16 protein-coding genes are annotated in these 19,804 nt (G+C 33.2%); 10 read left to right on the forward strand and 6 right to left on the reverse strand.

Annotated features, from left to right (window positions below; all coding sequences use genetic code 11):
• The 3 genes from recJ to IM744_RS13845 all read right to left on the reverse strand — a co-directional run bounded on the left by recJ (position 1) and on the right by IM744_RS13845 (position 2,765).
• Positions 1 to 1,689, reverse strand: a complete 1,689-nt coding sequence (gene recJ, locus IM744_RS13835) for a single-stranded-DNA-specific exonuclease RecJ (RefSeq protein WP_194508733.1) — start codon at positions 1,687 to 1,689, stop codon at positions 1 to 3.
• Positions 1,690 to 1,719: 30 nt separating this feature from the next.
• Positions 1,720 to 2,262: a DinB family protein gene (locus IM744_RS13840; RefSeq protein WP_194508734.1), complete on the reverse strand. Its 543-nt coding sequence runs from the start codon at positions 2,260 to 2,262 to the stop codon at positions 1,720 to 1,722.
• A gap of 80 nt (positions 2,263 to 2,342) precedes the next feature.
• Positions 2,343 to 2,765, reverse strand: a complete 423-nt coding sequence (locus IM744_RS13845; protein WP_194508735.1) for an OsmC family protein — start codon at positions 2,763 to 2,765, stop codon at positions 2,343 to 2,345.
• 58 nt (positions 2,766 to 2,823) lie between these two features.
• Between IM744_RS13845 and IM744_RS13850 the strand changes: the two genes are divergently transcribed.
• Complete coding sequence (locus tag IM744_RS13850) at positions 2,824 to 3,426, forward strand: carboxymuconolactone decarboxylase family protein (protein ID WP_194508736.1); 603 nt, start codon at positions 2,824 to 2,826, stop codon at positions 3,424 to 3,426.
• A 3-nt stretch (positions 3,427 to 3,429) separates the two neighbouring features.
• A complete protein-coding gene (locus IM744_RS13855) occupies positions 3,430 to 3,942 on the forward strand; it encodes a hypothetical protein (protein WP_194508737.1) in 513 nt (170 codons plus the stop codon).
• A gap of 583 nt (positions 3,943 to 4,525) precedes the next feature.
• Here the strand turns inward: IM744_RS13855 and IM744_RS13860 are convergent.
• Positions 4,526 to 5,095, reverse strand: a complete 570-nt coding sequence (locus IM744_RS13860) for a uracil-DNA glycosylase family protein (protein ID WP_194508738.1) — start codon at positions 5,093 to 5,095, stop codon at positions 4,526 to 4,528.
• A 95-nt stretch (positions 5,096 to 5,190) separates the two neighbouring features.
• Positions 5,191 to 5,874, reverse strand: coding sequence for a 16S rRNA (cytidine(1402)-2'-O)-methyltransferase (gene rsmI / locus IM744_RS13865; protein ID WP_194508739.1), 684 nt, complete (start codon positions 5,872 to 5,874; stop codon positions 5,191 to 5,193).
• A gap of 95 nt (positions 5,875 to 5,969) precedes the next feature.
• On the opposite strand from rsmI, the gene IM744_RS13870 reads away from it, so the two are divergent.
• Positions 5,970 to 9,365 (forward strand): DUF7933 domain-containing protein, encoded by a 3,396-nt coding sequence (locus IM744_RS13870; RefSeq protein WP_194508740.1) that lies wholly within the window; start codon positions 5,970 to 5,972, stop codon positions 9,363 to 9,365.
• Positions 9,366 to 9,369: 4 nt separating this feature from the next.
• On the opposite strand, the gene IM744_RS13875 is transcribed toward IM744_RS13870, so the two are convergent.
• The gene (locus IM744_RS13875; RefSeq protein WP_194508741.1) at positions 9,370 to 10,122 is read right to left on the reverse strand and encodes a hypothetical protein; all 753 of its coding nucleotides are present in this window, start codon (positions 10,120 to 10,122) and stop codon (positions 9,370 to 9,372) included.
• Positions 10,123 to 10,224: 102 nt separating this feature from the next.
• Between IM744_RS13875 and IM744_RS13880 the strand changes: the two genes are divergently transcribed.
• The 7 genes from IM744_RS13880 to IM744_RS13910 all read left to right on the forward strand — a co-directional run bounded on the left by IM744_RS13880 (position 10,225) and on the right by IM744_RS13910 (position 19,752).
• Positions 10,225 to 10,863, forward strand: coding sequence for a thymidine kinase (locus IM744_RS13880; protein ID WP_194508742.1), 639 nt, complete (start codon positions 10,225 to 10,227; stop codon positions 10,861 to 10,863).
• 1 nt (position 10,864) lies between these two features.
• Positions 10,865 to 11,974: an alanine racemase gene (alr, locus tag IM744_RS13885; RefSeq protein ID WP_194508801.1), complete on the forward strand. Its 1,110-nt coding sequence runs from the start codon at positions 10,865 to 10,867 to the stop codon at positions 11,972 to 11,974.
• A gap of 77 nt (positions 11,975 to 12,051) precedes the next feature.
• Positions 12,052 to 12,456: a large conductance mechanosensitive channel protein MscL gene (mscL, locus tag IM744_RS13890; protein WP_194508743.1), complete on the forward strand. Its 405-nt coding sequence runs from the start codon at positions 12,052 to 12,054 to the stop codon at positions 12,454 to 12,456.
• Positions 12,457 to 12,664: 208 nt separating this feature from the next.
• Positions 12,665 to 13,654, forward strand: a complete 990-nt coding sequence (locus IM744_RS13895; protein WP_194508744.1) for an aspartate-semialdehyde dehydrogenase — start codon at positions 12,665 to 12,667, stop codon at positions 13,652 to 13,654.
• Positions 13,655 to 13,880: 226 nt separating this feature from the next.
• Entirely contained in the window at positions 13,881 to 15,227 is a 1,347-nt protein-coding gene (locus IM744_RS13900) for an Ig-like domain-containing protein (protein ID WP_241738332.1), read from the forward strand.
• Positions 15,228 to 15,244: 17 nt separating this feature from the next.
• The gene (locus tag IM744_RS13905) at positions 15,245 to 17,266 is read left to right on the forward strand and encodes an FG-GAP-like repeat-containing protein (RefSeq protein WP_194508747.1); all 2,022 of its coding nucleotides are present in this window, start codon (positions 15,245 to 15,247) and stop codon (positions 17,264 to 17,266) included.
• Between the two features lie 71 nt (positions 17,267 to 17,337).
• Complete coding sequence (locus tag IM744_RS13910) at positions 17,338 to 19,752, forward strand: FG-GAP-like repeat-containing protein (protein ID WP_194508748.1); 2,415 nt, start codon at positions 17,338 to 17,340, stop codon at positions 19,750 to 19,752.
• Positions 19,753 to 19,804 lie beyond the last annotated feature (52 nt).

Genomic DNA, 19,804 nt, shown 5'->3' on the forward strand with positions numbered 1-19,804 from the left:
TTAGGCTTTAATATCTCTCAATTTTAATTGCAAACTCACATTCCCTTGCCAATGGTTTTCATCAATTGAATACACAGCATCAAAAGGTTTATTATGTGTTATTAAATCGCATTTATTACCTAAATTGAATCCAATACAGACTATTTTATCTTTACCTTGAGTTGCAGTTAATCGCAAATGTTTATCATCCTCACCAACGCATTTTCCATAACCTGTATCTTTTAAATTTTCAGTCATAAAAATTGGCGTCATATTTCCTGGCCCGAAAGGTGCAAACTGACTAATAATACGATAAAATTTAGGTGTAATATCTTTTAATTTGATTTGAGAATCAATTCTAATTTCTGGAGTAAGTAAACTTCTATCAATAGTTTTGGTGACCTCATCCTCAAAGGCTTGCTTAAAAGCTTCATAGTTTTCAGGATCAAGTGTTAATCCAGCTGCATATTTATGTCCGCCAAATTGCTCAATATGTTCTGCACAAGCTTCTAAAGCATTATAAACGTCAAAACCTTTTATTGATCGTGCAGATGCTGCTAATTTACTGCCACTTTTTGTAAAAACTAATGTTGGTCTGTAATGTGTTTCAATTAATCTAGAAGCTACAATCCCAATGACACCTTTATGCCAAGTTTCATGATACACAACGGTTGTTAATCGATCTTCTTCTTTATTTTCTTCAATTTGAACAAGTGCTTCTTGAGTTATTCGTTGGTCTGTTTCTCGTCTATCAAGATTAAATTCGTTGATTTCTTGTGCGTATTCTTTTGCTAATTCTTCGTTAGTTTCTGTCAATAAAGTCACTGCGTAATTACCATGTTTCATACGACCTGCAGCATTTATTCTTGGTGCAACAATAAAAACAACATCGGTAATTGTGAGTACATCTTTTTTGACTTGCTCAATAATGGCTTTAATTCCTGGTCTTGGTTGCGTATTGATTATTTGCAAACCAAAATAAGCCAAAGCACGATTTTCTCCAACAATAGGAACAATATCTGCTCCAATTGCAGTAGCTATCAAATCTAAATATTCTCCTAGATCTTCAATTGTTTTTCCATCTTTTGATGCTAAAGCTTGAATCAATTTAAATCCTACGCCACAACCACACAATTCTTTAAACGGATACTCACAATCGTCTCGTTTTGGATCTAAAACTGCAACTGCTTTTGGCAATTCAGGACCTGGTCTATGGTGATCACAGATGATGAAGTCGATACCTTTTTCCGAAGCATAATTTATTTTATCAATAGCTTTTACACCACAATCTAATGCGATAATTAATGAAAAGTCATTGTCCTGAGCAAAGTCAATCCCTTTATAAGAAATCCCGTAACCTTCATCATAACGATCTGGAATGTATGTGGCAATACTATCTGATTTGGTTTTTAAATATGAAGACATCAAAGCAACAGACGTTGTTCCATCTACATCATAGTCTCCAAACACCAAAATATTTTCATTGTTACTTAATGCAGCTTCAATTCTAGCGACAGCTTTATCCATGTCTTTCATAAGAAATGGGTCATGCAACTCCTCAAAACTAGGCCTAAAAAAACGTTTAGCTTCTTCGTAGGTCTCAATGCCTCTTTGAACGAGTAAGGTTGCTACAGATTGATCTACTTGAAGTGCTTTTTGTAAGTCTTCAACGGTTTTAGAATCTGGTTTTGGCTTTAATGTCCAACGCATAGTTTTTAAAATTTTCTAAAGTGTTTCTAACTATTGAAACAATACATATCTAGGTGGAACGAGTCCGTTTAGTCTCATATAAACTAACATTTGTCCTCTGTGATGCGTTATATGATCTGCGAGCAATAAGAAAATTTGTCGTTTTGTTCTGTTTAAACCAAAATAGTCTAACTCATCGCCAAGTTGTTTTGTGTCAAATTGCTTAATTAAATCTATAGTAGAATCAAATGTTTCATTAATCGTAGCAATCATCTCCTTTTTAGATTTATTAGCAACTTTAAATATGGTATCGGTTTCCCAATCTCTAGATGCTCTTGCGCCTAATAAAGACTGACTATGCCAATCTACTGCATATCCTATATGCATTAAGTTTTCAGCAAAAGTCAATGATTCTGGAGAAGCTTTAAAGTCGTATTTATCTTCAGGCATTGTTTCAGCTACGAGAATTAAATACTTTCGAGAATTTTCTAATCGTTCTAAAAAGTCCTTAATAAAAGGATCCTCTTGCGCTAATAATGGTGATGTAAACGAACTGAAAAACACAAAAGTTGTAAGAATTAATAATTGTTTCATAGTGTTTAAGTTTCGTTTAGATAAAAATTAATAAACCTTACCAATTTTTGAGACCTCAATTGCTCTCAACCAGACCTATTTTAGGAATTATGATAGTGAATAGATGTTTTTACATCAGCAAATCTTCGGAACATTTCCATCACACCACAGTACGTTTCTATAGACAGATTAACTGCTTTTTCAATTTTGTTCTCGTCTAGCTCATTTCCGTAGAAATGATATTCAACAGAAACAGTATGATAATATTTAGGATGCTCGTCGGTCAATTCTCCAAAAGTATCAATTCTAAAATCGGAAAACGGTACTTTCATTTTTTTAAGAATAGACACCACATCAAGACCAGAACAACCAGCCAAAGATGACAACATTAATGCTTTTGGAGTAAATCCTGAATTGTGACCTCCATTTTCTTGTGAGGTATCTATGGTGAGGAGTCTTCCGCTAGGATTATCAGATTCAAACTGTAAGTTTCCTTTCCAATGAGTGACTACTTTATGAGACATATCTAAAGAATTTTTCGTTTATTGTTAACTCAAAAATACCACTAAAAAAAACAAAACTATGGCATTAGTTACTCCTTTATCTGCAGAACACGATCCAGAAACAAAAAAATTAGCAGAATTTTTTAATGAGACTCTTGGCTTTTGTCCAAACTCAGTATTAACGATGCAACGTCGTCCTGCAATTTCAAAAGCTTTTATCAACCTCAACAAAGCGGTTATGGCAAATGAAGGTCGAGTAACATCTGCTTTAAAACGTATGATTGCTTGGGTTTCTAGTAACTCAACAGGTTGTCGTTATTGCCAAGCACACGCAATTCGTGCTGCAGAACGTTATGGTGCTGAGCAAGAACAATTAGATAATATTTGGGAGTACAGAACACACAGTGCGTTTTCTGATGCTGAGCGTGCTGCGCTAGATTTTAGTTTGGCAGCTTCTCAAGTACCAAACGGAGTTGATGCAGATATCAAAAAACGTTTATATGAACATTGGGATGAAGGTGAAATTGTAGAAATGCTTGGTGTTATTTCTTTATTTGGTTACCTCAACCGCTGGAATGATTCTATGGGAACAGACATTGAGGAAGGTGCTGTTGAAAGTGGAAACCAATATTTAGGGAAGCATGGTTTTGAGGTTGGGAAGCATGATGGGTCTAAATATTAAAATATGCAAGATTCTAATTGTCCTAACTGTAAAGAATTGATTTCAAAAATAGAATTTGATTGTTCTAACTGTGGATTTCCAACATCTGGAACTGAGAAAGAAAAATCTATTTTTATTGGTAAACAAATTGCAAATAAATCTAAAATTGGAAACGCTAAAGAGTCTCAAAATAAAGTAAGACTCATTCTTTATATTATAGGTGGATTTCAGATTTTTAATGGTTTTTTAGCTATCTATAGAGACTTTGAAATGGCCGATTATATGTTTTATATCATTTTAGGCTTATTATTTGTTGTCTTCGGTTTTCTTTCACCTAGAAAACCATTGGTTTTTATCTCTTTGGCATTAATTCTTCTTTTAGCATATTATACCTTTCTGTACACAATTGATCCTCAACTTTTATTTCAAGGAATTATTTGGAAATTTGTTGCCATTGCGTTTTTAGGATATGGATTAGTGAATTCTTTTGAAGAGCACAAGCTTAAAAAGGGAAATAAATTTTTGAATACTAAATAATAGTATCACGTAAATATTATAATGAAACCTCTTTTTTTTCGATGCTTCGGAAATTGGAGGTTTTTTGGTTAAAATGACAAATCTAGTATGACTTATTACATTAATTAAAGCATAAAAATCTCTCTCAACCCTTGTTGATACTAACATAGAAAAGAATTAGTACAATCGTGTCCTTTAAAATCGCAGTAAAATGTTAAAATTTGAAGTAAAATAAACACAGTTTAAAATTAAGTAATTGACTGTCAATTATTTAAAATGTCATTTTCTAATTAGAATTCTTCAATTATGTTTGCTCTTTAAAACAATAAACAATCTTTATATCAAACCATATCACGTTAGAAAGTATGAGTTGGTCTTAGAATAGCAAAAATATTTATTATGGAATTTTGGCAGATAGTTATATTTTATTTTATTGCTCATTTTTTAATCCAATTAGGAATAACAATTAGAAGGAATATTATAGAAAATCATAAAACAAAACGATTAGAAATAATAGCAAATTTAGATCGCTCGAAAATTGAAGGTATAGGTTATTATGAAAATAAAGATTCTTCGCTTCTCTCTGAATGACATTAATAAAACCTCAGATGATTTTATTCACTTCCTTTTTCAACTCACCCAAAACTTCCTCCTCAAACCAAGGATTCTTTGTCAACCAAAACCGATTTCTCGGACTAGGATGTGGCAACGTAAAATATTTAGGCAAATACTCTTTATAGTTAGCAACTGTTTCCGTCAATGTACGTTTGGCTAGTTCTTGCAAGTAATATTTTTGAGCATACATCCCAATTAAAATAACCAATTCCACATTTTCCATATGGTCAAATAAAGGTTGGTGCCATTGTGGAGCACATTCTTTTCTGGGTGGTAAATCACCACTTTTTCCTTTTCCTGGATAGCAAAATCCCATTGGTATTATAGCGAATTTGGTTTCGTCATAAAAATCCTCATCTGTGACATTTAACCATTTACGTAGTTGTTTACCACTTGCATCATCCCAAGGGATTCCTGATTCATGAACTTTTATTCCTGGAGCTTGACCAACAATTACAATTTTAGAATCTTGATGTGCTGTAACTATTGGACGTGGACCAAGTGGTAAATGCGCTTCGCAGATTTTGCATTGTCGTATATCGTGTAATAGTTTTTCCATTACTAAAGTGTGTTTTGTCATTCAGAAGGAGGAAACGACTGAAGAATCTTTCATAAAAGGAAAGAGATTCTTCACTTCGTTCTGAATGACAATAATTAATTACCCTTTGAAGGCTTTCCTCCAACAATAATCACAATCTCGCCTTTTGGTGGTTTATTCGTGTAATGTTCTAAAACTTCTTTTGCAGTTCCTCTCACAGTTTCTTCGTAGAGTTTTGTGAGTTCTCGAGATACTGAAACAGGACGCTGTTCTCCAAAATATTCACAAAAATGAGTGAGTGTTTTTATGAGTTTATGCGGACTTTCATAAAAAATGATGGTTCGGGTTTCTTCCGCAAGTAATAACAATCTCGTTTGTCGTCCTTTTTTTACAGGTAGAAATCCTTCAAATACAAATTTATCATTTGGCAATCCAGAGTTTACTAATGCTGGAACAAAAGCAGTTGCTCCAGGTAAACAATCTACTTCAATATCATTTTCTACGCATGCTCTAGTCAATAAAAATCCAGGATCTGAAATAGCTGGTGTTCCTGCATCACTGATGAGCGCAATTGTAATTCCACTTTTTAATTTCTGAATCAAATTATCAACCATTTTATGCTCATTATGCATGTGATGGCTTTGCATTTGTGTACCAATCTCATAATGTTTTAATAGTTTTCCAGAGGTTCGCGTATCTTCAGCTAAAATTAAATCGACGTCCTTTAAAACTTCAACAGCACGAAAAGTCATGTCTTTTAAATTTCCGATAGGTGTTGGTACAATATAGAGTTTGCTCATTTGGTAAGAGATTTCATTTCAAATTTACAATGTTTTCATTTATATTGACGCAACCTTTATAGATATTTAGCATCTTTATAGAAACCAACTGTTTTATGATTGAAAAAATTGTCCGCTTTACATTTTTCTTCCTTTGCTGTGCACAACTAAACGCACAAACAACAGATTTGTCAATTGTTGCTCAAGCTCAAAGTACAACAGGCACAGACATTTCTCAGATTGAAATATTCGCAGATTTTCAATATATAGTGACGATTATAAACTCAGGGAATGCAGTTAGTAATGCTAGTTTTGAAATCATTATGGATGAGGATTTGCAAAACCTCGCACTTACAAGTATTACCTCTCAAAATAACACAGGAGGCGCTTCTAATGCTGGTGGTTTTAATTTATCTGCATCAAATGTATTGACAGGAACGGTTGCAAATTTACCAACGGACTCTAGTGTAGACATAAAAATTGAAGTTACCGCACCTTCATCGGTTGGAGGTATTGCCATAAACGCATCGGTTTCTCCTCCAAACGGAACAACAGATACGAATACCAGTAACAATCAATCTTTAATTTCTATTGATGTTATTGATATTGATATCAACTTTTCTATTACTCATCAACAAATTTCTCCTACGGTAGGAACACCAATACCATCATGGAATTCTCCTGTAACCTATCGATTTACAATTACTAATAATAGTGAGATAGATTTCCCTGTAGATGCCATTGAAGCGCGATTAACTTTGCTGACTAATTTAGATTATGGACGACCTAATATTCAGCTTTTATCTGTGGAATGTATAGAAGCAACCAATGGCACAGAATGTCCAAATGTTGCTGGTATATCTGGAAATCCTGTTTTGTTAAGTGCAACTGTAAATCTGTTAACCTATTTGACACCACATGTTTATACTGCAGGTGGATCTATTACTTTTGAGGTTGTGTATCAATTTTTAGACCCTTCTTGCGCTATAGAATTAAATCCAATTAATGTACAAAGCAGAGTAGAAATCACTTTGGATCATACTAATTCTGGTAATAGTCTTTCTAATCCAATAGTTACAAATCTTTTAGAATCTCAATTATGTCAAACTACAGATGTTTGCATAGACACCATACAAACAGATCCAGATCCTATAACTTTAGTCAATTGGAACGAAGAAGTCACTTTTGAAACAACCGTTTGCAACAATGGACCATTAGATGCAAATGTTTCATTTTTTCTGCAAAATTTAGCTCCAACAATAGAATGGGATATTTTATCTGTAGCGTGTATTGGAACAACAGGAACCATAACTTGTGATGATGTTAATATCAATAACAATAACATTTTTTGGGTGAGTGACGCATTTATAATGCCTGTAGATGCAACTGTTACTGTGAGAACAATCGCGGTTTTTCTAGAACCTGATTGCTCTCCAAGTACTGAGCCTAATCAAGCACTCATTAGAAGTGGTATTAATGTTTTAGAATCAGATATTTTAGATTCTAATATTACAAATAATACTCAAAACGATTATGTATCATTGCCAGCAACTTCTGCTTGTGAGACTGTTAATCTTAATGTAACAAAAACACAAATAAACCCAGAATTACCAAATGGCCAATCTGCTCAAAACCCTATGGAATTGGGTGAAGTTACTTATGAAATCACAGTAAATAACCCAAGTGATTTAGATACCTTTATTGAATTACAGGAATTTATTCCTGGACCAGGAATGGTTGCTTATACAGGTACATTAGTATCTGTCGATTGTATATCAACTACAGGAACTGCGTCTTGTTTTGAAATTCTAAATACCAATATTGGTGTAGAGTTTGATGGCATTCCTCAAGGAGGAGAACCAGATACGTTTTGGGAAATTTTGCCAGAAGATAATTGGAGTTTGCCAGCAAATAGTTCTGTTACTTTTGAGCTTACTGTACTTTGGGATACCGATTGTTCTGTAAATCCAATTCCTGTAACTAATGCTGTAAATGTAAGTAATGCAAATAGTAATGTAGATAATGACTTAAATGATAATGAAGCAGAAGTCGTCACCTTTTTTGCGCCTTGTGTCGATTTGGTGGTTCAAACTTTTCCAGAATTTACTCAAGTAAATGTCAATGAACCTTTTGATTGGATTATAGATATTACCAACAGTGTAAACAGCTCAAATGCCATAAACATCGCCTTTGAAGATACCGTAAATGATGTGTTTACAATTACAGGAACACCAACCTGTGTGGTCACCAACGGAAATGCAACTTGTATCACAAATCTCACAACAAATAACAACAGTGTTACAGGAACTATTGCAAATATGGATGCTGGCTCAACCATTAGAATTAGAATTCCAGTTACTGCACCAAGTTTTGGAGGTGCTTATAATAATATTGCAATTGCAACACCAGACGACAATGATAATCGCGAAGTATCTCCAGAAACTAATACCTCAATTAGTAACATTCAGGTTGTTGCACCAAAACTTCTAAAAAGTTACAACCCTTCAACAATTACAGTTGGAGAGCAGAGCACACTAACGTTTACAGTCAATAATCTTTCTGATAATTCATCACAAATCAATATTTCGTTTACAGATGTTTTTCCTTCGGAAATTACGCTAACCTCACAACCGCAATGGGTCACACAAAATGGCTGTACTGCAAATTTTGTAGGTAATAGTGGAGATAATTTTTCTGGTATTTCAAATTTGATGTTTCCAGAAGGTGTAGCCTCTTGTACTTTTAGTGTTGATGTGACTTCTAATACTCCTGGAGTTTATCTAAACGATACTAATAATTTTGAAAATCAAAACAATATAGACACGTCCCAAACTAATGCAACACTTACCGTTTTAGATGATGGCTCAGATGTTGACATAGAAATACTTAAAAATGTATTTCCTCAAGAAGCTTCCATTGGAGATCAGGTGACATTTCAAATTACAGCCACAAATATTGGTACTACGCAAGCTACAAACATTGAAATTCTTGATATGTTTCCTAATGGGATGAACTTTGTGTCTGCGTCAGCTTCCGAAGGAATATTTGATAATTCAACCTTTATATGGACAATTGATGCGCTATCAAGTAATCAATCTGAAACTTTAACTATTGTCGCTCAAGTAACATCAAGTACAGAGTTATTAAACGTTGCATCACTTAGTTCTTTAAATGAACCAGATAGAGATGCTACTAATAATATGGATGATGCTGAAGTTACTGTTGATAACTGCTTTTATATCACAGATGGATTATCACCAAATAACGACGGACTAAATGATACCTTCTATATTGAGTGTATTGAAGAGTTTCCAGACAATAAACTTAAAATATACAATAGATATGGTGTTCAAATCTATGAAAGTAACAATTACTTAAATGATTGGGACGGTAAACCAAATATGGGAATTCCATCAACATCAGAGAAACTTCCTGTTGGGACTTATTTCTACATACTAGATTTAAATACTGGACAAAAACCTTTAATAGGTTGGTTGTACCTCAACTATTAATCATTTACTCAAACTTACGTTCAACAATATTTAGAAAGCGTATTTCAAATTCTTCTTTTCCTGCCCAATTATTATAATCTGGTTTAACAATATCCTTAAGAAGGTGTGATGCCTCTTGAAAAGAATTGGTCGTATTTAATTGAGATAAAACACGTTCGTAATCTTCAATCTTACCATTAAACAAATGCTTTATAAAGGCTAGTTTATCATTGAGACCTATGTTTAATCCGCCATTTTTGAGTTTATCATTTAATGACTTTCTAAAATTCTCATTAGCTTGATCTACAGGTTCAAAAACAGGAATTTCCTCAAAGCCAGCAGTAATATCTTCTAAATGTGTTTTTGGTGCTTCTGGTGTTTTGAGTTTTTCTTTATCTGCAAAAGCAGTTTCAATCATATCATCTACTTGCTCAGACTCTTGTGGCATTTGAGCAAACATATCTTTAATTTTCTCCATGACTGGTTCGTAAATACCATCATCTTCTTGTTCATCTAGATTGACATAAATTTTATCGTCATGCTCAATATTGTCACTTACTTTATTATTAAATGCGGTATCTAACATTCCAAAAAATGAAGAATCGTTTCCAATTGTTGGTAAATGACCTTCAAAATTCTCGTTTGCGAATTTGAGAACACTTAGTTTTTCATATAAAATTCCAGCTTCTGCATGTAATTTTACAACATCTTCTTTTCCTTTAAGCTTTAAAATTCTATGTGCAATGCTTATTAAGTCGGCTTCAAGCTTCTTCTTCATAACTTTTATTTTTTATTCCCGATTAGGTTTTTGATTTTTAATAAATTTGCTTCACCTTTATAAAAACGAACCATATGTTTGTTTTAGTGTTAAAATTACAAAATGTTTCTCGAAAATACAGTAAATCAGAAAGAACAATTTGGATGGATTGAAGTCATTTGTGGCTCAATGTTTTCTGGCAAAACCGAAGAATTAATTCGCAGGCTTAAACGTGCGCAATTTGCAAAGCAAAAGGTTGAAATTTTCAAACCTGCAGTTGATGTACGTTATGATGAAGAGATGGTAGTCTCTCATGATGCCAATGAGATAAGATCTACTCCAGTGCCTGCTGCTGCTAATATTCAAATTTTGGCAGATGGCTGTGATGTTGTTGGTATAGACGAAGCTCAGTTTTTTGACGATGAGATTGTTAGAGTTTGTAATGACCTAGCTAATAAAGGGATTCGTGTTATTGTTGCTGGGTTGGATATGGATTTTAAAGGTAATCCTTTTGGTCCTATGCCAAATTTAATGGCTACAGCAGAGTATGTCACTAAAGTCCATGCTGTTTGTACTAGAACAGGAAATTTAGCACAATATAGTTATAGAAAAGCCTCAAGTGAAGCGCTCGTTTTATTAGGTGAAGTTGACGAATATGAACCGCTTAGTCGTGCAGCGTATTACAAAGCAATGTTACGTGAAAAATTACCTCAAATGAAGGTTAATGACCCACAAGAAATCCCAAATAAAGACGGTAAATAAAATGCCTAAAGCTAGAGAAACTGTTTTAGAAATAGATTTAAAAGCGCTCAAACATAATTATGAGTATATTAAATCAAAACTTAAGAGTAATACCAAAATATTAGCGGTAGTTAAGGCATTTGCCTATGGTAGTGATGCTAATGAGATTGCTAATTATTTACAAAATTTAGAAGTAGATTATTTTGCAGTTGCTTACCTTAGTGAAGGCGTTGCTCTTCGTGATGCTGGAATTAAAACACCAATTTTAGTACTCCATCCTCAAGCTATAAATTTTAAAACCTTAATTGAACGTTGCTTAGAACCGAGTTTGTATAACGCTAAAATTTTAAATGAATTTATAACTATTGCTTCCAAAGAAAAACAAAGCAACTATCCTGTTCATATTAAATTTAATACTGGACTCAATAGATTAGGTTTTGGAGAAAATGAAGTGGATTATGTGGTTTCTAAAGCTTCGGAAACATCTGCCATTAAAGTGAAATCTATTTTTTCACATTTAGCTGCAAGCGAAGATCTCACTGAAAAAGCATTTACAGAGCGTCAAATAAAAACATTTAAGTCTATTTCAGAAAAATTCTCTAACGCTATTGGCTATAAGCCTATATTACATTTAGCAAATACATCTGGTATTTTAAACTATCCTGAAGCACATTTAGACATGGTGAGAACTGGCATTGGGCTGTATGGTTATGGAAATTCTGAAAAAGAAAATGAACACCTAATTCCTATTGCAACACTCAAATCTGTCATTTCCCAAATTCATATTATCAAAAAAGGAGAAACCGTAGGCTACAATAGAGCATATAAAAGTGACGGTTTAATAAAAACAGCTACAATACCAATTGGTCATGCAGATGGAATTGGCAGACAATATGGTAATAAAAAAGGCTTTGTTACTATAAATGGAAAAAAAGCACTAATCATTGGAAATGTTTGTATGGATATGATTATGATTGATATCACAGATATTGATTGCCATGAAGGTGATGAAGTTATTATTTTTGGTAATCACCCTAACGCTTCTCAATTTGCACGAACAGCAAATACAATATCCTACGAAATTATCACCGCAATCTCACAACGCGTAAAACGCTTAATTATAGATAATTAGATAATTTACATTAAAAACTGTGACTTTTTAACTACATTAGTGTCTTATAATTATCTAACTAATAAATATTAAAAATTATGTTGAAAGAATTTAAGAATTTCATTATGACAGGTAATGTCATAGATTTTGCAGTTGCTGTTATTATGGCTGGTGCTCTAGGTGCTGTTATAAACGGTTTCGTTTCTAAAATTGCTATGCCACTTATTGGTTTAGCAACTGGAGGGAAGAGTTTCTCGGACATGTTTTGGACTCCAGGAGATGAAGTTTATGCAACAGTTGCAGCTGCCAAAGAAGCAGGCGTTGCGGCTGTAGAATATGGTGCATGGATTGACACCATCGTTAGTTTAATCGTAGTTGGTTTTGTAATGTTTATGCTTGTAAAAGCTTACAACAAAACAAAAAAACCAGTTGAAGCTCCGGCTCCAGCAGGACCATCTGATAATGATTTATTAATGGAAATCAGAGACGCATTAAAAAAATAATGACTTATAGCTTACCGCTACATTATATATTTTAATTAAACTTAAACCGCTTCATAACTGAAGCGGTTTTTTTTATTGAATTCTTAAAATTTTGATTTTAAAATCATTAAACCTCACTTAATAACTAGTTTTTTTAACAAAAAAAGTATGTTTCTAAAATGGTTTAATCTAATAAAAACTATAATTTTATCCTTTAAAATCTCATATTATGAAAGTTGCTGTAGTTGGTGCCACTGGTTTAGTTGGCGAAGTCATGCTTAAAGTTCTTGCTGAACGTAATTTCCCTATTTCAGAATTAATTCCTGTTGCTTCAGAGCGCTCAATTGGGAAGCTAATTTCGTTTAAAGATAAGGACTATGAAGTGGTTGGGATGCAAACTGCTATTGACATGAAACCTAATGTAGCATTATTTTCTGCAGGTGGTGATACGTCCTTAGAATGGGCTCCAAAATTTGCTGAAGCTGGTATTACTGTTATTGATAATTCTTCGGCTTGGAGAATGGATCAATCAAAAAGACTCGTTGTTCCTGAGATTAATGCTGATCAATTAACTTCCGAAGATAAAATTATTGCAAATCCAAATTGCTCAACCATACAAATGGTTTTGGCTTTAGCTCCTCTTCATAAAAAATACAAAATCAAACGTATTGTTGTGTCTACATACCAATCTATTACAGGAACTGGTATAAAAGCTGTAAAACAATTAGAAAATGAGATGGCTGGTATCAAAGGTGAAATGGCATATCCTTATCCTATTCACCAAAATGCAATTCCACATTGTGATGTCTTTGAAGACAATGGTTATACAAAAGAGGAAATGAAATTGGTGAGAGAAACGCAGAAAATATTGGATGATCGCACTATTGCAGTAACAGCAACTGCTGTAAGAATTCCTACTGCTGGCGGACACAGTGAGGCTATAAATGTTGAATTTGAGAATGATTTTGATTTAGTTGAAGTAAGGCATTTATTAAACAATTCTCCAGGAATAGTTGTGCAAGACAATATAGATGTAAATACATATCCAATGCCAATTTATGCTAACGGAAAAGATGATGTTTTCGTTGGTAGAATTCGTCGTGATGGTTCACAACCCAACACTCTAAATTTATGGGTTGTAAGTGATAATCTTAGAAAAGGTGCTGCAACAAATACCATTCAAATTGCTGAACATTTATTAAAACGAAATTTATTATAGTGACTTCACATTTTTAGGTAGGGTTTTGTAGACTCAAATTGTTTTATTAGTAGAAACATTATGATGTTATTTTACAACAAGTGATTTTTATGGTTTTTTCAACCAAACCACTTCTTGTTGTCTGATAAAAAGCGCATTACAACTAATTAATTATATTTAGAATTAGTTTGTAATTATATTTACTATCCAAATTTTACTATAAATGTTGAGAAATTACCTAAAGTTTTTGAGTATATTTTCGTTAGTCTTGGGATTTATTTCATGTGGCGATGACGATAATTATGTGCCAATAACAATTGACGCAAATATAGATGTTGTTGAAGTATCTCAAAATAGTTTTATAACAATTGATGTATTAGTTAATGATACTAATGTCCCTAATAACGGAATATTGGATGCTTTGACAACTCAAAACGGAACAACTCAAGTTTTAGACCCAAATTCAACTCCAAACAACCCATTAGATGATGTTATACTATACACACCTAATATAGACTTTGTTGGAAGCGATTCATTTGAATATACAATATGTGATGGCAATAATAACTGCGGAATAGGAACGGTCAACATTACTGTAACTCCAATATCTACAGTAAGTTTCAATTTAGATGAAATGCCTTACGATACGCTTTCAGAATACAACTTTTTTGATGGCGCCTTGAATAATTTGAATCCAGCATATGGTGTAATACCTTATGATTTAAATTCAACATTATTTACAGATTACGCACATAAAAAAAGATTTGTATGGATGCCAGATGGTACTAAAGCAAATTACAATAGTGATTTTACACCTTTAGATTTCCCTGTAGGGTCTGTTCTTATCAAAAATTTTTATTATGATAATGTACAACCAAGTAATACATCGCGAATTATAGAAACAAGGTTAATGTATATGACAGCAGACGGATGGGATTTCGCAAATTATATATGGAATAACGAACAAACTGAAGCAACATTTACAGATGATGGAAGCGTTACCGATGTTGAATGGGTAGAAAATGGCATAATTAAAAATGCTACTTATAGAGTTCCTTCAATAAATGAATGTTTTGCTTGTCATAATAAGTTTGGTACACCTGTGCCAATAGGGCCAAAACCACAAAACTTAAATAGAGATTTAAGTTATCAAGATGGTAGTACTGCAAATCAATTACAAAAATGGATTGAAATTGGGTATTTAGAAAATAGTCTTCCTACATCAATAGTCACAACAGTTAATTGGGAAGATGAGACTTTAGATTTAAATTTAAGAGTACGCTCATACTTAGATATTAATTGTGCGCATTGTCACTCAGAAGAAAGCTATTGTGAATATAGACCTATGCGTTTTGCTTTTAATGAAAATGAAGATGATACAAACAAAGGTGTATGTGTAGAACCAGATACACAAATTGACGGTACATCTTTTATAGTAGCGCCTGGAAATATAGATGCTTCTGTATTAACGTTTAGAATATCATCAATTGAAGAACAAAATAGAATGCCTTTACTGGGAAGAACTCTCAAACATGAAGAAGGTGTTAGATTAATAGAAGAATGGATAAACTCTCTTAGTGGAGAATGTCAATAAATTAAAATTATAAAATTATGAAATCAAAATTACTCGTATTAACAATTTTGGCGATAGCATTTTGCGTCCCATCTTTTGGACAACCGGCTAATGATGTTATTAGTGGTGCTATTCCAATTACCCCTTCTCCAGAAGGAACGGGTTGTTCTTCACCAAGTTTTTATCTGCCTTTTTCAACAGATGGAACTACAGATAGTGGTCTTCAAGGATCTTGTACCTCATCTGGTAATGATCAATTCTTCACATGGACTGCAACAACTAACGCTTTGTTTTTTGAATCTAACAGTCCAGGATATCCTGGAATAGTAATATGGAATGCAGCAGGAACTACTGAAATTACATGCGCAAATACAATTGTAACCGAAAATGTCTATGGCTGGAACATTGGTGATGATTTAATTATTCAAATTTATGATTTTGCGACAGATTCTGATGTAGCTTTCTGTTTAGAAGCTATTAATTACACTCCTCCTCCTCCTTCTCCAGTTACCTTTACTTCACAATCTTCTGGAACATCTGGAAGTTATAAAGTTGGAGTAGTTGATATGAATGGTGATTTCCTTGATGATATGGTTTCTATTTCTTCAACTAATGTAAATATTAGAGAACAAAACAGCACTGGTGGTTTTACAACTAAAAATATTACAACCTCAAATGCAGATTACCCTCCAACTTGGAGTTTCGTGGCTGCAGATTATGACAGAAATGGTTATACGGATTTATTATATGGAGGTGGTAGTGGTGTAACGTTTATGAAAGCAAATAGCACAGGAACAGGTTTTACTGAAATTTCTGGTCCTGAAGATATTTTTTCTCAGCGCTCAAACTTTGTAGATATAAATAATGATGGTAATCTCGATGCCTTTGTTTGTCATGATGTTGCACCAAACGTTTACTATCTAAATGATGGTAGCGGAAACCTTAATTTTTACCAATCTAATGATCCCAGTGCTCCATATGAGCTAGGTAATTATTCTTCAGGTGGTGATTATGGATCTATATGGATAGATTACGATAACGATAGGGATTTAGATTTATTTATTGCCAAATGCGGTGGTGAAGTAGCTCGTCGTACAAATGTAATGTATACAAACGATGGAAATGAAAACTACACCGAAAATGCAGCTGCAATTGGTTTAGCAGATCCAATGCAAACTTGGTCTGCTGCTTGGGGAGATTTTGATAGTGATGGAGATATGGATGTTTTTATTGGAGCTAGTTCTGGATCTCATAAATTAATGAGAAATGATAACGGTATATTCACAGATATAACTACAGGCTCAGGTATTAGTACACTTACAAGTAATTCAACAGAAACTGTAACCTTTGACTTTGATAATGATGGTAACTTAGACTTAGTATCTGGTCGTAACATTTTATATGGTAAAGGTGATATGACTTTTGATGTTTACCCAAATGTTTTTCCTGGATCTGGTTCTTACGGTGATCTAAATAATGATGGATATATTGATTCTTTCAATTCTGGTTCTATATATTTTAATAATGCTGAAAGCAATAACAATTGGATTAAAATACATACTATAGGAACTGTAAGTAACATAAACGGTATTGGAGCTCGTGTTGAAGTACACACACCATCAGGTATTAAAATTAGAGATGTAAAGAGTGGTGATGGGTTTAGATATATGAATTCATTAAACACACATATAGGTATAGGTACAGATGCGACTATTAATAGCGTTGTAATTTATTGGCCTTCTGGTGTAATAGATACCATTACAAATCCAACTATTAATGGTTCATTAGAAATTATTGAAGGAGATACATTAAGTTTAGAAAACTCTCTAACTAATGAATTAATCATTTATCCTAACCCAGCAAAAGATGTTTTAAACATTAGTTCATTAGAATTAAATGACGCTATGATTTATACAATCTTTGATATTACAGGTAAAAGAGTTTTGAATTCTAAACTTAAAGACTCATCAATTGATATTTCCAATTTATCGCCTGGTAATTATATTTTACGAATTGTATCAGGAAATTTGATAAAGAGTCAAAAATTTATCAAATATTAAACATTAAAGCCTCTAAATTAATAATTTAGAGGCTTTTTTTACTATTTTTAAGCACATTAATTACTTCAACTATGAAAAAAATTACCCTCGCACTTTTTTTATTTAGTGCATTTTTTAGCTTTTCTCAAACTTTAAATCAACCTGCGAGTTGGCCCAACTCAAATTGGACTATTACAGGTAATTATCTAACAGGCGCAACAATATTTGAGGCAGATCCTACTGTAAGTACAAACTTCGCATATGACGATGATGATGCTCTAAATGGTCATGACGATGATATTGCAGCAGAATCTCCTGTGATAAACTTAACAGCTGCCTACAATGCCACTGAAACTTGGATTACTGTTGGAACTAGTTATGTGTTTCATGATTTTGGTGAAATTTTAATCCTTCAATATTGGGATGCAGATTCAGGTTCTTGGGTTAATTGGGGAAATGAATTATCGGGAACTCAAAATCCGCCAACAGATAATTTTTGTTCTGGAACTTATGAAAATTTTTCATCTGATCCATTAAATATCTCATCATTTAGTACAAATCAATTAAGTAACTTTAGATATAGAATTTCTTATGATGACAACAATATTTGGGGATATGGTTTTTGTTTTAATTCTCCTACCATAAGTTCTCAAATACCTCCTGCTTGTCCAAATATTTCAAATTTAAGCATATCTAATATTAATGTAAATTCAGCTAATGTATATTGGCAACAAGGTAGTACAGAAACAAGTTGGGAAATTGCTGTACAAGCTCCAGGTTCTGGAATACCTTCTGGTTCTGGCACTTCTACAACATCAAATAACCCTTATCCAGTTTCTGGATTGGCTTCATCTACGTCTTATGAGATTTTTGTAAGAGGTTTTTGTGGTGGTACAGATTACAGTAATTGGGTTGGTCCTTTAACCTTTACTACATTATTAGACTCTCGTGTTAATTTTTCAACGCAATCAATTTCAATTGGAAATTACGATCTTACTGTAGTAGACATGAATGGAGATCATTTAGATGATATTGTCTCTGCGTCTTCATCTAATGTTAATGTTCATTATCAATTAAGCACAGGAGGATTTAACGAAGTTGATATCTCTACTCCTAACGCAGATTTCTTACCTGGATGGAGTATGGCAGCTGCAGATTATAATAGAGATGGGCAAACAGATTTATTATATGGCTCTGGTAGTGGTGTAAGTTTTATGAAGTCAAACAGTACTGGCACAGGTTTTACACAGTTTTCTGTACCAGACTATGTTTTTTCTCAACGCTCAAATTTTATAGATATCAATAATGATGGTAACCTCGATGCATTTGTTTGTCATGATGTAGCGCCAAATGTATACTATATAAATGATGGATCAGGAAATCTTACATTCTACCAGTCTAATGTAACTCCTACCGCTCCTGTAAACTTAGGAGATTATGCTTCTGGAGGAAATTATGGCTCTATCTGGATAGATTATGATAACGATAGAGACATGGATATGTTTATTGCTAAATGTGGAGGTAGTGAAGCTAGAAGAACAAACATTATGATGACTAATAATGGTGATGGTACTTTTAGTGAAAATGCACAAGCTTTAGGCCTTGCCGATATTATTCAAACTTGGTCTTCATCTTGGGGAGATTATGATAACGATGGTGACATGGATGTATTCGTTGGCGCAAGTTCAGGAAATCATAAACTTATGAGAAATAATGGAAATAGCACATTTACAGATGTGACTACAGGAGCGGGAGTTACTGGAGCGCCTACTGGACATGAAAATGTAAGTTATGATATTGATAATGATGGGTATTTAGATATCTTATGTAATGGTACTATTCTCTACGGAAAAGGAGATTTAACATTCGAAGACGCAGATAATGGGCAATTAAACTATAAAAACGGATCATTTGGAGATTTAAATAGTGATGGTTTTATAGATGCTTATTATAACGGAACCATCTATTGGAACCTTACAACACCTAACAATTGGATTACAATTAATACAGTTGGTGTACAGAGTAACATTGATGGTATTGGAGCAAGAGTTGAAATTACAACTAGTAACGGTACTCAAATTAGAGATGTAAGAAGTGGAGAAGGATTTGAATTCATGAGTACTTTAAATACACACTTCGGAATTGGAACTGAAACTGAAATTGATAATATAACTATTTACTGGCCATCTGGTGTAATCGACGTTATATCTGACCCAGCAATTAACACACCTCTTGAAGTTATTGAAGGAGCAACGCTTTCTTTAGAAAATTCTTTTGTAAATGATTTGGTAATTTACCCTAATCCAACTAAAGACGTATTAAAAATATCAAGTACAGAAAGTTTACAGGATGCTATTTATACTATTTTTGATATCAATGGTAAACGTGTTATGAATTCTAAATTAAACCAAAACACGATTGATGTAAGCACTCTTAACACAGGGAATTATATTTTAAGAATTGTTTCTGGTAACAGTATTAAAAGTCAGAAGTTTATTAAACAATAAACTTTTAACAAAATCTAAAAAAAGCCTCTACATTTATTTGTAGAGGCTTTTT

Origin of the sequence: Psychroserpens luteus, from assembly GCF_015319355.1 — a bacterium.
Classification (GTDB): domain Bacteria; phylum Bacteroidota; class Bacteroidia; order Flavobacteriales; family Flavobacteriaceae; genus Psychroserpens; species Psychroserpens luteus.